The 20,678-nt window shown below is 35.8% G+C and carries 13 protein-coding genes; 12 read left to right on the top strand and 1 reads right to left on the bottom strand.

The window, feature by feature from the left end:
• The first annotated feature begins 18 nt into the window (after positions 1–18).
• Positions 19–579, top strand: coding sequence for a thioredoxin family protein (locus AC1DIV_RS11515; RefSeq protein ID WP_318292250.1), 561 nt, complete (start codon positions 19–21; stop codon positions 577–579).
• 185 nt (positions 580–764) lie between these two features.
• On the opposite strand, the gene AC1DIV_RS11520 is transcribed toward AC1DIV_RS11515, so the two are convergent.
• Entirely contained in the window at positions 765–1,310 is a 546-nt protein-coding gene (locus tag AC1DIV_RS11520) for a helix-turn-helix domain-containing protein (RefSeq protein WP_034305549.1), read from the bottom strand.
• Between the two features lie 405 nt (positions 1,311–1,715).
• On the opposite strand from AC1DIV_RS11520, the gene AC1DIV_RS11525 reads away from it, so the two are divergent.
• The 11 genes from AC1DIV_RS11525 (at position 1,716) to AC1DIV_RS11575 (ending at position 20,642) form a co-directional block, all read left to right on the top strand.
• On the top strand, positions 1,716–1,955 hold the full coding sequence (locus AC1DIV_RS11525) for a PLD nuclease N-terminal domain-containing protein (protein ID WP_034305547.1): 240 nt from the start codon (positions 1,716–1,718) through the stop codon (positions 1,953–1,955).
• Positions 1,952–2,857 (top strand): ABC transporter ATP-binding protein, encoded by a 906-nt coding sequence (locus AC1DIV_RS11530; RefSeq protein WP_048679037.1) that lies wholly within the window; start codon positions 1,952–1,954, stop codon positions 2,855–2,857. Before AC1DIV_RS11525 ends, AC1DIV_RS11530 begins: the two co-directional genes overlap by 4 nt.
• Positions 2,854–3,642, top strand: coding sequence for an ABC transporter permease (locus AC1DIV_RS11535; RefSeq protein ID WP_340874319.1), 789 nt, complete (start codon positions 2,854–2,856; stop codon positions 3,640–3,642). The genes AC1DIV_RS11530 and AC1DIV_RS11535 overlap by 4 nt, the downstream gene beginning before the upstream one ends.
• A 49-nt stretch (positions 3,643–3,691) precedes the next feature.
• A complete protein-coding gene (locus AC1DIV_RS11540; protein ID WP_034305539.1) occupies positions 3,692–4,408 on the top strand; it encodes an ABC transporter ATP-binding protein in 717 nt (238 codons plus the stop codon).
• Positions 4,383–5,975, top strand: a complete 1,593-nt coding sequence (locus AC1DIV_RS11545; RefSeq protein ID WP_340874320.1) for a hypothetical protein — start codon at positions 4,383–4,385, stop codon at positions 5,973–5,975. Before AC1DIV_RS11540 ends, AC1DIV_RS11545 begins: the two co-directional genes overlap by 26 nt.
• An 88-nt stretch (positions 5,976–6,063) precedes the next feature.
• Positions 6,064–6,351, top strand: a complete 288-nt coding sequence (locus AC1DIV_RS11550) for a transposase (protein ID WP_034305533.1) — start codon at positions 6,064–6,066, stop codon at positions 6,349–6,351.
• Between the two features lie 360 nt (positions 6,352–6,711).
• Complete coding sequence (locus tag AC1DIV_RS11555) at positions 6,712–7,422, top strand: 4'-phosphopantetheinyl transferase family protein (RefSeq protein WP_340874322.1); 711 nt, start codon at positions 6,712–6,714, stop codon at positions 7,420–7,422.
• The gene (locus tag AC1DIV_RS11560) at positions 7,413–8,072 is read left to right on the top strand and encodes a hypothetical protein (RefSeq protein ID WP_340874324.1); all 660 of its coding nucleotides are present in this window, start codon (positions 7,413–7,415) and stop codon (positions 8,070–8,072) included. Before AC1DIV_RS11555 ends, AC1DIV_RS11560 begins: the two co-directional genes overlap by 10 nt.
• A gap of 12 nt (positions 8,073–8,084) precedes the next feature.
• Positions 8,085–15,620 carry an amino acid adenylation domain-containing protein gene (locus AC1DIV_RS11565; RefSeq protein ID WP_477576419.1) on the top strand — a complete coding sequence of 2,512 codons (7,536 nt, stop codon included), beginning with the start codon at positions 8,085–8,087 and terminating at the stop codon, positions 15,618–15,620.
• A 10-nt stretch (positions 15,621–15,630) separates the two neighbouring features.
• On the top strand, positions 15,631–15,897 hold the full coding sequence (locus AC1DIV_RS11570) for a phosphopantetheine-binding protein (protein WP_053533736.1): 267 nt from the start codon (positions 15,631–15,633) through the stop codon (positions 15,895–15,897).
• Between the two features lie 26 nt (positions 15,898–15,923).
• Positions 15,924–20,642, top strand: coding sequence for an amino acid adenylation domain-containing protein (locus AC1DIV_RS11575; RefSeq protein ID WP_340874329.1), 4,719 nt, complete (start codon positions 15,924–15,926; stop codon positions 20,640–20,642).
• Positions 20,643–20,678 lie beyond the last annotated feature (36 nt).

Genomic DNA, 20,678 nt, shown 5'->3' on the forward strand with positions numbered 1-20,678 from the left:
ATAGTTAGGAGAAATACGATGACGACACTGAATGAATGGTTTGAAAAGGGGATTCCTGCTCAAGAATTTGTATCTTCGATGAAAGTTCATAAAGAAAACTTACAATCGATCCAGCAAGGTTTTTCCACTTCTGCAGAGGACCAAGATTTTTTTGATGCATTAAAGAAGAAGGAACTTCGAGTTATTGTCATTACTGAAGACTGGTGCGGAGACGCGATGATGAATATTCCTATACTGCTGAATATATCTGAAGCGGCAAATATCGAAACTCGCATGATTTTACGAGATCAAAATCTTGAACTGATGGATCAATATTTAACGAATGGAACAGCGCGTTCGATTCCCATTTTTATATTCATTGATAAGGATGGTGAAGAAAAAGCTGTTTGGGGACCTCGTGCACCAAAGGTACAAGAGTTCGTAATGGAGTTAAGGTCTGACCTGCCTGCCAAGGATGATGAACGTTTCGAGGCAGAGCAAAAAGCAGTTATTAAAAAGATAACTGCGGCTTTTGCTGAAGAAAAACACCTGTGGGACGAAGTATACGGCAGTATAAAGGAAACATTGGGGAGCTGCTGATTGCGGGTGCATCACTTTTAGTCATGTCCCATAACGGGTGGTAAGCCCATTATGGAATTTATAGGGCTGTTTCAAAACATGGACTGCAACCTGACTGGTTGGTGAATATATAGATATGTTTCCTAACGGTTTTTTCTATAATATTCGTTTTTGAGTCCAAGGTTTTGGAACAGCCTTTTCATTTTTTATGATTCTGGAATAATTGTAACGCCGATTGTTCGAATAGGAGAGTCTTGTTTCGCACTTTGATTCGTTGCTTTGTAGTATTTTAACATTAGATCGTTCAATTCATTTTGGAAGTTAAGGAAGCTTTCATCATCAAGCTTTAGTTCTAAAAGGGAAAAGGTTGAACCATCTTCTGCGCAGTCTCTTTCTTCCAATTTAGTAAGATAGTTTTGATATTGGGTCATAAGGGATAATTGATAATAAGAAAAATAGTTCACCTTTTTTTCATTAGAGGATTTTTTCCATTCTTCCCCGCTAAGTCGTGCTTCTTCTTCATTTAAAACGTAGTATTTTTCGGAAACGGATCTCACTTTTTTCTCTTTTACTATGCGAATGACCCCTGAATCCAAAAGAACCTGTATATGTCTATATAATGTTGCTTGGGGTACATCTTTAATGATTTTTAACATTTCTAATGGTGTTAAACCATTTTCCCTATTTCTCATTAAAGCTTGGGTAATCTTTATTCTTACTGGGTGCATTAAAATTTCAGCTTTATTAATCATCTTATTCTCCTCACATTGGAAATTATAACTGGATAATTTTTAGTGAACTTTCCTGTTGGTCATGAATAATAAGTTTAATTCGTCATATATTGTAATGTTTGAATCATTGTCATTTAAATAAAAATGACACGGTTCGAAAAATAATAGTACCGAAATATTTTTTCGAAGTAAATAATAAGTATTTTTTAATTATTTTAATTTTTTTAAAAAATGTCTACATGCAATGAAAATTAATAAATATCGCTATATTTTTATTATTATTCATTATGATAATATTATCATTATAAATAACAATAAAAACTAAAACAATATTTTATTAAGAAAAAAATAGGTGCAAAATTCCAAATTAGATGTTATCATTATCGATAATGATAATAATATTTCGTTACCAAAGGAGTGGTATATATGGAATTGCATTATGGATGGAACGAATTGAAAGATATTGATTTCATGTCTATTCTGCCGATCATTTTACCGGTAATTGCAATTGGAATGATTTTAGTGCTTATAGCATTAATTGATTTATACAGAAATCGAAAGACGAGGAAAAATGTTTTATTGTGGACACTCATCATTATTTTTGCAAATACTATCGGTCCAATTCTGTACTTCGTTATCGGTAGAAAGGACAGTGAAAGAATATGAAATTAGAAATTAAAAATGTTACAAAAAAATTCAAAGAAAAAACAGCGGTCAATAATTTTTCAATGGAATTGCAATCAGGGGAATGTGTTGGATTGATTGGACCAAATGGGGCTGGTAAATCGACACTGATAAAAGTGATTGCAGATATTATAGATCCAAGTATGGGAGAAGTATTGCTTGACGGTAAGAAAATTTCAAAAATGAAAAAGGAAATAGGCTACTTACCACAATATCCTAACTTCTTTCAATGGATGACCGCCAAAGAAACCCTTACTTTCATGGGGCAGCTTTCGGGTATCAAGAGGGAAGAATTATTAAACGGCATCCCAGAGATATTGTCGAAAGTGGGGTTGAGCGGGGAAGAGAATTCAAAGGTACGGACTTTTTCGGGCGGAATGAAACAAAGGCTTGGTATTGCACAGGCGCTGTTACATAAACCGGCATTGATTGTCATGGATGAACCGGTTTCGGCATTAGATCCCATCGGCCGGAGAGAAGTGTTGAATATCATAAAAGAGATAAAGAAAGATACGACAATTTTATTATCGACGCATATATTAAGCGATGCAGAAGAAATATGTGAGAGGTTTGTCATTATAAAAAGCGGTAAAAAAATTGAGGACACAACGATGTCAGAATTATTGAATAGGAATAGCGGAAATAAAATCAATGTCGACATAACCTCTAAAAGTCAAAAATGGATTGAAAACGTTAAAAGCTTGAACTTCGTCAAAGGTGTAGAGGTAATGGGAAATAAATTGAAGATAGAAGTGGAAGATATTGAGTCAAACAAGAATATGTTACTGGCCAATGCTTTGGAGCATAATGTTGATCTTGTCAGGTTCGAAATAGATAACGATACATTGGAAGAGATATTCTTAAAATTGGTGGTGGAAAAATGAATAATTTTGCCGTTTTAGCTAAAAAGGAATTTGTTCAGATGGTACGTGAATTTAAAGTGATTTGGCTGCCGCTTGTATTTATATTTTTAGGAATAACTCAACCAGTTGTAAGCTATTATTTACCTTCAATATTAGAGGCACTGGGCGGGGGCCAAGGGATCACCATTGATCCAAGCATGGCTGCCCAAAAAGGCGGCGAAGTTCTTGCCAGTACTTTAGGGTCTCAATTTGATCAGCTAGGGGTCATGATCATCATCGTTTCAATGATGGGAGTCGTTCAATCCGATAAAGCAAATGGGATGCTTGCTTTCATACTTACAAGGCCTGTGACGGTTGGATCTTATATAAGCGGGAAAATCATTTCCAATTACCTGTTTGTTGCCTGCAGTGTGGCATTGGGATATTTGGTTTCATATCTGTATGTAGTTTTTTTGTTTACGAGTGTTGATTTTGGGGATTTAATAGTGGCTTTACTGTTCTATCTGCTATGGATCCTATTTATCGTTTCATTCACGACGATGATCAGTACCATTTTTAATAGCCAGGGTATCATTGCATTAATTTCGATAGTATTTCTCCTCGGCTGTAGAATCATAGTTGGATTAAGTCCGGTAATAGACAATGTGAATCCGGCAAGCATGAGTAAGCATGCCATGGAAGTACTGATTTTAGGCACAGTCAATTCACAGGCGGTTTGGGGCGCATTAGCTGCACTTGCATGGACGGCAGTAACGATATTGATAACGAACCTATGGATTTCTAAAAAGAAGTTCAATAATGAATAAGTTGGGGATGGAAATGTGTTAATCATGAAGAGATGGGAGGATGATAACTTTGTTAAGCATCACAGATTTGGAGAAAAGCTACTCGGCCAAGAAGATTTTGAATGGTGTAAATCTAGAAATCAAAAAAGGGGAAACCTTAGGTTTTATAGGAGCAAATGGTGCAGGGAAAACCACGACGCTGAACATTATTACAGGCATTTTAGATTCAGAAAATGGAAAGGTTGAAATAAATGGCCTGACCAAAGAAGACGGCATTGAATATAAAAAACAATTTTTCTTCATTCCTGATACTATCAATGTGTTTAACAATGTTTCGGGATTTGATTGGATTCGTTTCTTGATGAACCTATATGGAAATGATGACAAAGAACGGTTGGGGAAATATATCAATCGGTTTGGGATGCAGGAGTCCATTAAAAAGCCAATGGGAAGTTATTCTTATGGAATGATGCATAAGGTATCCCTGATAGCGGCTTTTACCATTAATCCCCCGATCATCATTATGGATGAACCATTGAACGGATTAGATCCAAACGCTGTTTTAGTTTTTAAGGGGTTAATCAAACAATATGTTGAAATGGGCGGTACAGTGTTTTTCTCGACGCATCTGCTGGATGTGGCGGAGAAAATTTGTAATACAGTGGCTATTTTAAAAGAGGGAAAAATCATCCTGCATGATGAGATACAAAATATAATAGGTGAAAGTTCATTAGAATCTACCTTTATGGAGGCTCAGGTATATGAAGGAAAAACTTCAGTTAACTAGATTTTTCGTTTCTTCCTTCTATAAAATGCCCAAGCAGACAATGTTGCAGGCTGTCCTGATAATAGCCGTTTTTTATATGTTTTTGCAGCTGACTGTCGTTAACGCCGTTGTTTATTTTCTTGGAGATACCCAGGTCTTCCTATTTTATAATTTAACGATTTCCAGCATTCTCGTCTTTGCGTTGGTTTGCTATTTGTCCACATCACAAATATTTTCTTATGATGAATTTAAAGTATTGGCACCTCTACCACTCACCTATAAGGAAATATCAAGGGCCAAAGTGTTAAGTAGCTTATGGGTCCCGATCATCTTATCAATGATGATCCAAGTGCCAACATTAGGCTTCTTGATAGTCGATCTAAAGTTTATCGAAGCGATTAAATTAATCACGTTTTTACCAATTGTCAATGGTTTAACGGCTTTGTTCCTGCTTTTTATCCTATCGTGCATGAATAGGCATTATTATAGATTCAAAAGTAAAGTAGCATACTTAATGGTTAACATTGCTATCATCCTAACGCTTATGATTATTTCCATTGTATATTTTGCAGGAAAATCATCAGTTGCCATTTCAAAGGTCATCTCGGAAATAGATTTGAATTCTTTTGAAGGGATAAAAAACTCGTTGGAATTGTTAATGAGACATATATTTGAAACCGCAAATATGATTCCAGTGATCAAATGGATATTGGATGCTTTTGTATCAAATGAAATAACCGTTCAATTTTTCATTATTTATATTTCGATAATGGTAATAGGTTTCCTTTTGTATTCAATGATTATAGAGAACATTTCTGTTCATTACTTTAAAAATGGGATATTGGGAAACAACAAAACGAATATGAAAAACTCAAAGGTTAATATATCAAAAAATCAATGGAGTAACTATTTACAAAGAGAGATATGGATCATTAAGTCTGAAGCATATTTTAAGATGCAAATCGCTTTAGGTCTTCTTTTGCCTCCGATCTTTTCACTTGTCATGTTATTGCTGATTCAGAATGAAGTATTCCCGAATTATTTGAATATAACGAAAGAGGGAGTCTTTGATAAATACTTTTCCTATTCGGTCCTTTTCTTGTGTTGTATAAATAATATAAGCGGAACCCCATATTCAAGAGAAGGTAAATACCATTATTTACTGAAAAGCGTCCCGTTTGATGAAAAATATGTTTATTTTTCTAAAGTGATATTTTCATCAATAATCAGTATTATAGCCGTGGTGATCAGCTTTTTGATATTTGCCCTATTTGGCTATTGGGAAATGGAAAATGCAGTCATGTTATTAATCACTTCTTGTTTAGTGGTTTGCTATAATCTTCTAACACCATTATATGATATGAAAAATCCTAGTATTGAATGGGAGAACCCATCTGCTGCAATTAAATCCAACCCCAATGTATTAATAAGCCTGCTTTATGGATTGCCATTATTGATCTTGGTAACAGCGATTCATTTTGGCTTGGTTTGGTTCAGTGTCCAACCCCTGATTGGAGCGCTAATGATTTTAGTGATCGCAATAGCGATCAATTCCATTTTGATTAATAGATTGAAATTAAATTTATGAAAGTCTTTATATTAGAAAAACATTTTCGTTTGATAAAGGAAGTACAGAAAATCGGCACTAAATAAATTTAAAAAAGGAGTGTCTTATTATGGGGAAGCACCATGATAAAGATTTTAAAATTTATGCTGCTCGATTAGTATTGGAAGAAGGCAGAAAGCCTAGAGAATTGGCCGAAGAACTTAATATATCCATACCTACATTAAGAAATTGGATCAATATCTATAAAGAAACAAATGAAGTTGGCTCGGCGGACTCCAGTAATGGTTTTTCAGGGCTCAGTATGAAAGAGGAAAAGGATAAAATAATTAAAGATCTACAAGAAGAGAATGAGATATTAAAAAAGGCCATGCACATTTTCATTAAACAACCAAAATGATTGAACAGTATTAAAGCCATATTCTATTTTTCACAAATTATAGTGAAAAATAAAATATGGCTTTTTTAATTAGAAAATTTCAAGTTGCTTTTTTCATTCTAAATTTCACACGATAAGTCCTATGAAAATACTACTAAAGTAGAAAAATAATAAAAATTGGTAAAGTTATTATGTAATGTAGATAATTTACAAATTTTTAATGGACTCGGTAAAATTGTTGTGATAAAGTGTTATCGATAATGATAATAGGTAATATTTAACCCAGAAAATGAAATAATTGTTTTAAAAAAGAAATTTTAGAGGAAAAAAATGGAGAAAAAATGCGGAATTTCTAGAAAAAAGAGGGGAGGGAAATTATAATTGATTGAATATTTTATGAATAAGAAAAAAATTTATAAATCTTATATCAAGTTTTATGAAGCGGATTCAGTCAATTTGGACTATATTGATGATATTTTCAACGAAAAAGAATGGAATTATCTAAATTTGCAAAATGGTCCCAAAAGATCCATCGAAGCAAAGAAAAGTTTGTACTTTGGAAAAAAAGCAATTATGGAGTTTTTAGGTATTGGTTTGGATGAAATAAAGAATGTATCCCTGTTGAAAGGAGTCTTTGGACAGCCGGTCATTATTACAAGCTTGTTCTTATTAATGAACATAGGTATATCCATCACACATACGGATAAAACATTCGGAATATTGCTTTTTGATCAATTGCATCCAATGGGAATCGATATTGAGACTAAAACGAAATCCGATTCTGAATTTTTAGAAACCTACTTAACGGAATCCGAGAAAAAAATGATTAAGGAAAGCGATGGTGTTTTAAGTAAAGAAGTTTTCTTTAGTGCAAAAGAAAGTCTATCAAAGATACTAAAAACAGGATTGACCTCTCCACTTGAAATCTATGAAATTTCCAAGGTTGATATGGATCAAGATAGCATCTCACTTTTCTATAAAAATTTTACCCAATATAAATCAACGGTTGTACTCGTGAATGATGAAATAAGGAGTGTTACCTTTCCGATAAATTCTACGAAAATAATTGAGGGGGAATACCAATGGAATTGAAAATGGAAGCGAATGCTGATTTAAAAAACAATAACAGATTAGTACAATATCTTTTTAAAAAAGAGGAAAGAGTTCACAAGTTAATCATTTCGTTATTGATACTCAGTTTAATAGCAGGTGTCGAAACGACGCTTTTGTTATATTCTGCAGATCAAAAAGGGATGAACGTATTAAATGGCATGTCCATTTCAGAGATCGGGGCAACGAGTTTTGCCATTAACACAATTGTAATGGGAGCTCTTGGATTATTGGTTACATTCATCATTCAAATATTAATTGTGTGCCTATTATTTTTAGTTTTAAAAGAAAGGCCGGTAAATATAAAAGGGATTTGCCAAGCCGTCATAAATGCAGGGATATGCATCGTGATTGGATCTGGTGTTAATGCAATCATCGCATTATTGGTTAAGAGCAAGGAAACGACATTCACTAGTTTATCCTTACTGGTACATGATAAAAACTCCATCCTTCACACATTCATGGCCGAGTTTGAGTTGTTTTACATTGTCAGTTTAATTCTATTCAGCTATAGTCTCGAAAAATTGGCGCTCATTAAGAGAAGAAACGCATGGATCATAACGATTGTAATCGCTTTGGTTTCTTTGTTTTTTCATATGTTGACAGTTGCATCAGGCACATATTTAAAATAATGGGGGAAAATGATGAATATGAATTCTTTAGCGAATTTATTTGAAGAAAGTGTCAGGAAATATGGAGACAATATTGCAGTAAGAAATAAGGATATGCAATTTACATATAAAGAAACTAATATCTTGGCAAATAAAATGGCAATGTACATAAAGGACAAAGGGATAAATAAAGGAGACAACGTCGGAATCTATATTGAAAAATCCGAGCATGTTTTATTTTTGATCATAGCCCTGCTTAAATCGGGTGTTACTTATGTACCTATCGACCCTAAAAGTCCTGATGAAAGAGTAAAGCATATAATAAAGAATTCAGAATTGAAGTTATTAATTGGGGATAAAAGCCGGATTAGCGACATTGATTGTAATTATGTATCCATTGATGAAGTGATAGAGAATTCAAAAGAAATGACAGGTGAGAATCTACATACTTTAATTGACCCAGAGGATCCAGCCTATATCATTTTCACATCGGGCTCTACAGGAAAACCTAAAGGAGTTTGCGTTTCACATGAAAATGTCATGAACTTATTTTATGGCTGCGACGATTTGTTCGAATTTACTAATAAAGATAAATGGACATTTTTCCATTCCTACGCATTTGATTTCTCCGTCTGGGAGATGTGGGGGGCTTGGATATATGGCGGAGAAGTTGTAGTGGTTTCATTTGAAGAAAGCAGAAATCCAATATCCTTTGTTGAATTATTGATAAATACACAAACAACCGTTTTTAATTGTACGCCAAGCGCTTTCTTCGAAGTGAGTGGTGAGCTCCTAAATCGTCAAAATGATTTAAGTTTAAAATACATTATTTTTGGAGGGGAAGCATTAAACTTCAAGAAATTGACGCAGTGGTTTTCTCCCGAAAATGGCAGGCTGCCAAAGCTAATAAATATGTATGGAATAACAGAAACTACCGTTCATATAACATACAAAGAAATCGCCAATAGTGATGTGGAAAAAGGAATGACCAATATCGGAAAAGTCCTGCCTCATCTTGGATTCAAAGTGATGAATCAAAATGGACAAGAAGTAACTGGAGATGAAGAGGGCGAGTTATACGTTTCAGGAAAAGGTGTATCGCTTGGCTACTATAAAAATCCGATGATGAATGAGATGAAATTTACGGATATTGATAATGTCCGCTACTATAAGTCAGGGGATGTAGTGAAACTGTTGGATGATGGTGATCTGCAATATATCTCCAGGAATGATGAGCAAGTGCAGCTAAGAGGTTTCAGGATTGAATTAGGGGAAATTGAGAGCGCGTATAATGAATTGCAAAACATCAAGAATGCAGTTGTTACGATGGATCAAGCGTTTAACGATGATATGCATTTATTTTTATACTATGTTGCTGATGAAGAATTAGCTGCTGATTATTTGAGGGAAAGTGTAAAAAGCTCATTGCCAGCGTATATGATACCAAGCTTTTTTATCAAGGTGGACAACATCCCCCTAACTGTAAATGGAAAACTGGATAAATCATTATTACCAAAATTCATAATAAAAGACTGTGAAGCTACACCGAATATCAAGAGTCCAGCAGATGAAACTATAAGTGAAAAAGTAAGGGAATTGGTTGTTAGTATCATAGGCAATGGGGTTATAAAAAATAATCAGTCGCTACTTGAAAGTGGAATGAACTCATTATCGATAATGAGATTGATTGTCAATATTAAAAATCAATTTCAGATTGAAATTGCTCCTTCCGTTTTATTGGAAAACGATACGATTATGAAATTATCCGAAGTCATAGAAGCTCGTCAAAAAGAAGAGGTAAAGCAAGATTATACACCTATCCATATCAATGTCAGAAATACATACCCTTTAACATATGAGCAAGAAAATTTGTGGTTCATTCATCAAACCAATGTGGACAAATCATTATATAACATCGTTTTTTCGTATGAAATAGCAGGTGAAGTGAATGAAGGAAACCTGGGATTATCGTTAAATAAGCTAAGCAATAAACATCAAATTTTAAAAAGTGTCATTAGGGAAGAAGCTGGAATGGGCATCTTGGTTTTCGATGAGTCGATTCATCATGTTATTAATTATTTCGATGTTTCGGATCTTCCTTTAGACATGCAGGAAGAAAAAGTGAATTACTTCGTGAAGGAAGAAGCGGAACGGCAATTTGATTTAGGAAATGGTCCCCTCCTATCAATTACGTTAGTGAAGAAGAATGAAAGTGAATATCAATTATTATGTAACATCCACCATATTATTTTTGATGGTTGGTCGATTCCAATAATGATCAATGATTGGTTTTCCATTTATGAGGAAATCGAGAATGGCGACCGAAATGATAGAGATAACCAAGCAATCCAATATGGAGATTATGCTTTATGGCAAAAAAACTCACCAAATTATGTAACAGGTAAGGATAATGAGTTCTGGAGCAATGAAATAACGGCATTACGGCAAAAGTCTTTTTTACAATATGATCATCAAAAAACCGGAGAAGGTAAAAGCGCGTCCGATATTATCAGCTTTTTGTTACCTAAAGAAATTAAAGACAACCTGGAAAGCCTTCATAAAAAAACGAAATCGACTTTGTTCATGAGTTTACTTACCGCCTATCAAACCTTTTTATCGGTTTACTTTGATGAAGAGCAAGTTGTCGTCGGCAGCCCTTTGGCGAAGAGAAACCATGTGGATACTGAACAATTGATAGGATATTTCGTCAACACCTTGCCCTTTAAATTACATGTATCCCAGGAAGATTCATTTGAAGGGATTTTGCGAAAAAACATAAAAAAAATTGCAGGTGTTTTTGACCATCAAAATTTACCTACTAAGGAGATTTTGAAATATTTATCGGCAGAAAGAACCATGGAAAATACGCTATTGTTCGATACAGTATTTGTCCTGCAAAATAACCAAAAAGAAAAGCTGGCATATAGGAATTTCAAGTTAAAACCGAGAAAAATCAATACCTTTAAAGCTAAATTTGATTTGGTTGTTCAGGCAGAAGAAATGGATGAGGATGAATTAGTCATTTCATTTGAATTCAACAACTCATTATTTAATAAAACGACGATTCAAAGAATGGCTAGTAATTTTCAGCATTGGCTGTTAGAGATTACAACCAAGGCAAGCAAGCGAATAAAGGACATTACCTACTTAGAGCCTGCACAGTTGCGATCATTAATCGAAATGGGGACAGGCAATGTAACTCAAGAAGTGGAAGATCATCGTTTTGAAGATGTAATAACCAGGTTTGAGAATAAAGTGAGTACAAATTTCAATGATGTTGCCATTGTTCATGGTGATGATCAGGTGACGTATAGCGAGTTAAATGCCCGGGCAAATCAAGTGGCACAACGCTTATTCCTAAATCATGTAGGTGTAGAGGATAGAATTGGGATTTTTATGGATCGATCGATCAATATGGTTACGGCCATTTTAGCCATTATGAAAGTTGGGGCGGCATATGTGCCTTTGGACCCGTCACAGCCAGAGTCACGGCTGAAACATATGATTGAGGATTCTCAAATCACATATTGCTTAAGTAATGAAGAAGGACTTCCAAAGTATCCCGGTGAAGAAGGAAAACTATTATGTATCGAAGACATACTAAAAGAACGGGAAATGGAGTGCTCAGAATTCCATTCAAGAAAGATATCGGAAAGTGATCTTGCCTATATCATCTACACTTCAGGAACAACGGGAAAACCTAAAGGGGTCATGATTGAACATGGAGGGTTGGCCAACCTCTGTAATTGGCATATCAATTATTATTCAGTAGATGGAAAGGATGCAGCAGTACTGGTTTCGAATACATCTTTTGACGCTTCCGTTTGGGAGATATTCCCTTATCTGACGAATGGGAATAAACTCCTGATACTGGATTACTATGATTTATTGGATGTAGAGATCCTTTCGGAGAAGATGGAAAAGGAGAAGGTAACACTCGCGTTTTTTTCAACTGGGCTGCTCGAGCAATTATTTATTAACGATATGAAATTTCCAGAATCAATCAGAGCTATTTTGACAGGGGGAGATCGTTTAAAAACGATACCCGAGCGTTTGAGCTTTGATTTATATAATAATTATGGTCCAACGGAGGGCACGGTCGTTGCGACAGCATATAAGGTACTTCCAAGTGATGATACAGTGATTCCGATCGGAAAGCCAATATTAAATGCAGAAGCATACGTGTTCAATTCCAGGATGAAGCCTGTTCCTAAAGGTCAAATAGGCGAGCTGTATATCGGCGGGAAAGGCATTGCAAGGGGATATATAAATAATCCGGGGAAAAACGATGAAAGTTTCATTCAAAATCCGTTCAATCCCTCAAGGAAACTATATAAAACTGGAGATTTGGTTAAGTATGCCGAAGATGGAAATCTACTCTTTGCAGGCAGGGCTGATGACCAAGTGAAAATACGCGGATATCGTATCGAACTTGGGGAGGTCAGTGCAGTTTTAAATAAATGCCCTGGTATAAAGGATTGCTTTATAGCGATAAAAGATGAATCTAAATCGAAGAAATTCATCATGGCCTATTATATCTCCGACAATGTCCTTGAAGAAAATTATATTCGGGATTATATGAAGAATCATCTTCCCCATTATATGATTCCTTCTTATTTCATTAAAATGGAGTCCTTTCCGCTAACCGTTAACGGCAAAGTGGATGCGAAGAGCTTGCCGGATACAAAAACGAACCCGGAAGGAACTAACAGTAAAAGTGTCATGAATGGAACGGAACAAAAATTGTTAAAGATATGGAAAGAGGTGCTGAATAATCAGGAAATAACCATCTTTGATAACTTTTTCGAATGTGGGGGAGATTCCATCCTAAGCATTCAAATTTGTTCACTTGCCAAGAAAGAAAATCTTCTCATCACATCAAAAAACATCTTTGAAAAACAAAGTATCGAAGAGCTGGCAAAGGTTGTGGAATTGACGGGCGATGTAACGATAAATCAGTCTGATGTTTTTGGAAAGGCACCATTTACACCTATTCAAAGTTGGTTTTTCACTCAACAAATAAATAATTTTAATCATTGGAATCAATCTGTAACGTTAAAGGGCTACCCGCAATTGAATGAGAAAGGGCTGCAAAGAATCATGGCCCATATCGTCAGACATCATGATGGGCTCAGATCAAGGTTCAATAGAGAAGAATCATTTTCGCAGGTGGAAAAGCAAATCGGCCCGTCTGAAAATTGGACTTTGAATTACGTAAATCTATCAAACCTGAATAAGGACCAACAGGAACGGGAAATAGCTAGACTCGGGATCGGTGCACAACAGGGCATCAACATTTCAAACGGACCACTAATGAAAATAGTATGCATCAATACTGGGCAAAACGAGCATGTAATCATTTGGATCATTCATCATTTACTTGTTGATGGGGTTTCCTGGAGAATCTTGATCGAAGATTTTGACCGGCTATATATTCAAGATATAAACAATCAGGAACTAAAACTGGATAATAAAACGACATCATATAAGGAATGGGCGAATAATCTCAATGAATATAAAAATAGCATTCCTTTAGGCATTAAAGAGTACTGGCTGAATGAACATGAAACGGTATATGAAAACGCCCTGGTCAAAACAGGAAATGTTTACGATGGAAAATCATTTGAAATGAAACTGAATAAAGAGATTACAAACAAAATCTATAATGATATGACAAAAACGTATAAAGCATCTATCGATGAAATATACTTATCCATTTTCGCAGCGCTAATCGGGAAATATTTTAATAAAAAAGATATTCATTTTACTTTGGAGGGACATGGTCGCGAAGAGTTATTTGCAGGTGTCGATCTGTCCAGGACAGTAGGCTGGTTTACGACCATGTGCCCGGTTTATATAGAAAATAAAGAATCGATTTCGAACACGATTCAAGGTACAAAGAAAAAATTAAGGTCCCTGCCTAATAAAGGGATTGAGTATGGGATCATAACCGAATTATGCTGCGAGACACATATGAAACAAAATAGGCCGATCATCAGTTTCAATAATCTAGGTAGATTTCATCAAAACAATGAATGGGCTGCAAAAGACGTCACCTTTTTTAGTGAACAAGATATTCAACATAATTCCTATACCGAACATGAAGTCGATATCGAATTGCTTGTAGTGAATGAGGAGCAAACCATAAAAATAAACTATAACAGACATTTCGTAAGAGAAGATTTTGAGCAATATATGCAACACAATATGCAGGAATTGTTACGGACATTGGAAGAAGAAACAAGGGGAAAACAGATGTACCGTCCGGAAGACTTTCCATTGGTGGATATGCCTGAAGAGGAATTTAACCAACTCTTGCACAAAGAAACAAGAATTGTTGATATTTATGAATTGACGGCTTTGCAAAAAGGGATGTTGTACCATAGCTTGTTTGATAGTGAAAGCAGCCAGTATAAAGTGCAGCTCATTTTTGATATTAAAGGTTTTCTGGACGTCGAAAAATTAACCAATGCCATTGTGACAACTGCAGGGAAACATGACATTTTAAAAACCAAATTGTATTCAAGCAGAAAAGGGGTATTCTACCAACTGTTAATGAGTTCCATGGATACCGAGATTGAATATGAAGAAATGATCGATCATCAAGAGAAGTTTGAAAAGTTGTTAGCTGATCAATATAAGATCATAGATATCGAGAATAATAAGCTGAATCGCTTCATGATCGTTAAGCTTGCGGAAAATCAATACCAATTAATATGGACATTCCATCATATTATTATGGATGGCTGGAGTTACTCGATGGTGATTAATGACATTTTTGCTGCTTATCATTCAATAACACCATCATCATCCGTGAGTCCTTCATTTAAAAAGTATGTTGAATATATGAAAGATTATACAAGTAATAAGGAACTGCGGGACTATTGGGCAGGAAAGTTGGAAGGTGCCCGAAATTCCGGATCCAGTTTAATGGGAGTGCAAGAAGGCGAGGGGTACATTGAGAATAGCTACTTGAAAGTATTGGATGAAGAATTAAGTGATTCCATTCAACGATTCTGTCAGGAATACAAGATTACCATGAATACTTTCTTTCTAACCATTTGGCTAGCCACTTTGAAAGAAATAAAAGGTACGGAATATGTATGCTGCGGCGTAGTGACATCCGGCAGGAATATTCCTATCCAAAATATTGAGGCAATGGTTGGTCCATTTATCAACACTGTGCCGTTCATCAAGCATATCAGCCATGAAAAGACCTACATGGAAATACTGGATGAGGTTCAAAATGAATTTTTGGAATTAAGTGCCTATGAGAATACACCTTTATCAGAGATTTATGAGTGGGCTAATTTGGAAAACCAACTATTTGAATCATTATATGCTTTTGAAAACTATCCGATGAAACTAGCTAATATTGATGAAATCAATGTTAGTTTGAAAGAAGGACGGGAAACGACCCATTATCCAATCGTCATCATCATCACCCCTGGTTCAAGTGTTCAAATTAAATTTAATGAGGCAGCGGTCAATCCAAAGTTAAGGTCATCCGTACTTTCTATATTTAATCAAATCTTAAGTGAAATGCTGGAAAAATCAAAAGTGAAATGAGGGGAAATATATGGAGACAACAATTGCGGTGAAGGAAAGGTTAATTGAGGAAAAACTTATTGGATTTTGGAAAGAAATTTTAGAACAAGAGACAATAGATACAGATTCCAACTTCTTTGACTTAGGGGGGAATTCCCTTTTAGCGATGCAATTTATTCAAATGGTGAAGAATAACCTGGGAGTGAGATTACCAATCAAAGTGATGTTCGAACAATCCACCATCAAGGAACTATCAGTACTCATCAAACAATTGGACGATATGCATAAGTTAAGTTGAATGGAAAAGAATTGAGGTGTTTTTCTATGAACAGGATGATCAGTGAAACGGAAGATAGGCTATTAAACTTGATTTCAATTGTTATTGAACCTTTTAAACTATCACTAGTAGAGGACATGAATGAATCACTAAGCACAAATGAAAAAAAAGATGAGTTTTTGTCTTCGATAAAACAGGAGTTTGGTATTCAATTAACACCGGAAATCATTTCAAGTCAATGGAATATAGAAAAACTGGCAAGTTTTCTGGACATGCTCCTCTACATGAGGGAAGACGAGGTAAATAAGCCTTATAAACGTGGGAAAAGTGAAGGAATGCTTTCTCATAATCAAGATAGAATGTATCTGTTCGACAGCCTGGATGAAAGGAAAATGCTCTATAATATGCCATTTAAATTCATTTTAAATGGCGTTGTGGACATTGATGACCTGCAACAGGCATTAGATTTCATGATTGAACGCCATGAAACTTTGCGAACTAATTTCAAAGGAGAAGAACATCAAATCCTTCAATTCTTATCAAAAAAAAGCCGAAACATGATTGCCTATGAAGACTGCCGGGGATTAGATCCCGAAGTCAGCGATATAATGGTCACCTCCCATCTTACTGAAGAAATGGAAAGATGCTTCGACCTGGAAAATGATCATTTATTTAATATGAAACTATTTCGAGTTGATGAAGAAAAACATTATTTGGTATGCAATTTTCACCATATCATTTTTGATGGAGTATCGTTTGTCACCTTTTTCGAAGAGTTATTGGAGGTTTATGAAGGAATTCAAACAGGCAGGGTTGGGGATATTCCCCCTCTGGACATGCAATATTTAGATTATGCTGTCTGGCATAAGGAGTGGGTCAAGGAAAGTACGCCAAGCCAAAGGAGGTTTTGGGAAAGTTATTTAGATCAAGAGGAAGAAGCATTAGAACTTCCATTTGACTTTCAACGTCCAAAATCACCTTCTTACTCAGGCGAAAGACTGGAAATGGCCATAACGAATGAACTTCGTGCATGGATTGACAGGGTTTTAAAGGAGAATGGTACGACTTTATATGCTTTTATGATGACCGCCTATCAAGTGTTTTTAAGTCGGTATACCGGGAAGGATCAAATCATTGTCGGGAGTACCGTGGCAAACCGTGGCCAAGAAGAATTTGCCCGGACAGTTGGATGCTTTGTCAATACGCTGCCATTGAAGCTGACCGTTGATCCATCAGAATCATTTCATGAAATATTGAACCGGAATCGTAAAGGGATTTTGGATGTATTGGAACATCAGGCTTTTCCATTTGAAAAAATCGTTGAAATCATTAATCCAGACAGGGATCTCAGTCATTCCCCATTGTTCCAAACAGCTTTGGCAATGGAAGAAAGCTTTGATGGGAACTTTAGCAACGCATTCTTCACTCTTGAACAAGACAAATTCGAAATTCCTTATTCAAATTATGACCTGACTATAAAGGTGAAGGGTTCACATGACTTAATCCTGGAATTCGAGTATTCCGATGAACTTTTCAGACGGGAAACAATTGAAAGACTCATGCTGAGTTTCGAAAAATGGTTATTCCAAATTTGCAGAAATGCGGATATACCTATCTGTCATTTGGAGTATTTAGATGACAATCAAATGAATCATTTGTTATTTGAGTGGCAAGGTGAGGTTTCGGATGCACATCAAAATGAGACGATCACCTCCATATTCAAAAGAATCGTCAAGAAGCATTCAAACAAATTAGCCATTGCTGATAATGGTCAGGCCATTACTTATTCGGAATTAGATCAAAGATCGAATGTGATAGCGAAATTGGTCAGAAATCAAACCGAAAACGGTTCTAATAAGGTAGGCCTGCATGTAAACAGGTCGATTGATATGGTAATCGGCATGTTGGGAGTCATTAAAGCCGGGTGTGCATACGTTCCGCTTGATCCTATGCTGCCAGCTGAAAGATTGGACTATATCGTCAATGATTCGAAAATGGATATATGCATTACGAATCAAGTTGAGGCTCCTGCCATTAAAAAAATAGCTACGCTGATTGATCTTGAATCCGTACATTACATGGCTACCGAGTGCTGTAACGAATCTATTGCACCTTCCGATCTGGCTTACATAATCTATACTTCGGGAACGACAGGAAAACCTAAAGGTGTCATGTTATCCCATAGAGGCGTAGTGAATTTAATAATAAGTCAAAACAAGTACTTACAACTTGATGAGACCTCAAAGGTATTACAATTTGCCACTTTTAATTTTGACGCTTCTATATATGAGATTTTTGGAAGCTTATTAAATGGTGCAGAGCTGCATATCGGGAATAATAAGGAGGAAATGTTTGATTTACTCGCATTGGAAAATCAAATCAAAAGTGAAAAGTTAACGCATCTAGTATTGCCGCCCGCAGTATTACAAGAGCTCAATATAGAGGGATCCCATGTGAAATTCGTCGGTTCAGCCGGGTCTGAATGTCCAATAGCCTTGCTGGATCGCTATCAAAATATAAATTTTTATAATGCCTACGGTCCAACGGAATATTCAGTATGGACCACGATTGAAATGTTTAAAGCGTATGAAAACAATGAGACTACCAATAATAAAGTTTCGATAGGCAAACCCATCCTGAATACTGACGTCTATTTATTAAATCCTGAGCAAAGACTCGTACCAATCGGTGCTGCAGGGGAAATATATATTGGTGGTGAAGGGTTAGCTGTTGGATATGTGAATAATGATGCTTTAACAAAAGAAAAGTTCATTCAACATCCTTTTAAAGCTGGAAAGCGTTTGTATCGCAGCGGTGACCTTGCAAAATTCACGAGCGATGGCGAGTTGATTTTTCTGGGGCGTAAAGATAATCAAGTGAAAATCAGAGGTTTCCGTGTCGAAGTGGATGAGATTTCGGTCAACCTCAATGCTTATCCGCAAGTAAGTGACTCATTCATTAAGGTTCAGGATCAGCCCAACTTAAATAAACAAATAATCGCTTATTTCACATCCAAGCAACAAGTTGATTACGATCACTTAAAAGCATTTTTAAAAGAGAGATTACCAAGTTACATGATTCCTTCATTCTTTATGCAAGTGGACAAATTTCCGTTAAATGCAAATGGGAAAATTGATTCAGCACTTCTTCCGGTACCCGTAAACAGAAGCAATACATTGGAAGAACCTGAGACGTTCATTGAGAAAGTGCTTCTTCAAATATTCAAAAGTGTCTTAGGGTTGGATGACATAAGTATCCGAGATAACTTTTTTGAACTTGGCGGCGATTCCATTCAGAGCATTCAAATATGTTCACTAGCAAGGCAGGAAAGTATAATCATCAGTCCAAAATCAATTTTTGAAAATCAAACGGTAGCAGAGCTGGCAGCGATAGCGAAAACTGAAAATAAGGTCATGATTCAACCTATAGCCACTAGAGGGAATGTGGAACTGACCCCCATCCAAGAATGGTTCTTTGCGGAGCACACTGCTTTCATCAATCATTGGAACCAGTCCATTGTTTTTAGTAAAGATTCCTGTGCTCAAATGGAGGATATTGAAAAAATCCTATCACATATCGTGGAACATCATGATGGATTGTTAACCCTATTTGAAAAACGTGACAATAAATATATCGGGAATATAGACTCCGAACACAAAACATGGGAGTTAGTCTATAAGGATATACATCATTTGGATGAGGAAACGCGAATAAGGGTGAGAGATGAATGGGAAAGTAAGGCTCAAGGTTCATTGGACATAAGTAATGGACCGATCATGAAAATGCTTGTTTTAAAAGAACAACCGAACAAGTATCGCTTCTTTTGGGTAATCCATCATTTATTGATTGATGCCGTTTCCTGGAGGATTTTACTTGAGGATTTCAATACTCTCCATGATCAGGCATTAAACAATCAAACAGGAAGGCTTGCTCATAAAACGTCATCATTCAAAGACTGGTCAAACTTCTTGAAGAAATACAATGAATCGTTGATGGACCTTGAAACACTCCGTTATTGGGAACAAAAAACAAAAAGTGAAATAACGGATTTTAAGATAGCGGAAGACTTTATAGCTAAAGAAGAAAGAACGATGGAGAAATCATTCAGTGAGGAAGAAACTGAATTCTTGATCCAGGAATTATCAAAGCAATCAAAAGCGACTGTGGAGGAAGTATTGTTGTCATTAATCGCAAAGGGTTTGAAACAATCCTTTGAAGTGAAGAACTTCTGGTTGGAAATAGAAGGGCATGGCAGGGAAATGGTGGATGAAACAATCGATGTTACTAGGACCGTTGGCTGGTTTACTGCGATGTATCCAATATTACTGCATTCAGATGGGACGTTTGATGATACTTTAAAAAACACGAAGAATGCTATAAGGGAAATCCCAAATAAAGGTTTTGATTATGGCGTCATCAAGTATTTACGACCTGGGGTCATTCAGGAGCCGGATATCTACGTTACTTTTAATTACTTAGGAAGATTGGATTCTCAATTTGAATCATCCAATAGCAGGGACTTTGGTGAGTTTGAAAATAAACCAAAACTGCATTTCCTGTCATTTATCCAGGATGGAAAACTAATCATAAAAATAATTTCAAAATTAGCCGAAGCAAAGATGAATCTAATAATGGAAGCTATTGGTGATGTTGTCATTGAAATCAAGGGAACTGAATTTGACCAAGGTTCTTTAATAGAAAGTGATTTCCCGGATGCGATGCTCACTGAGGAAGATTTGTTTCATATATTGAATTCTAACAAATAAAGTGATTACTGGTTTAATAGAATGATTGTGGTCTGC

The organism is Peribacillus sp. 05N428, from assembly GCF_056397085.1.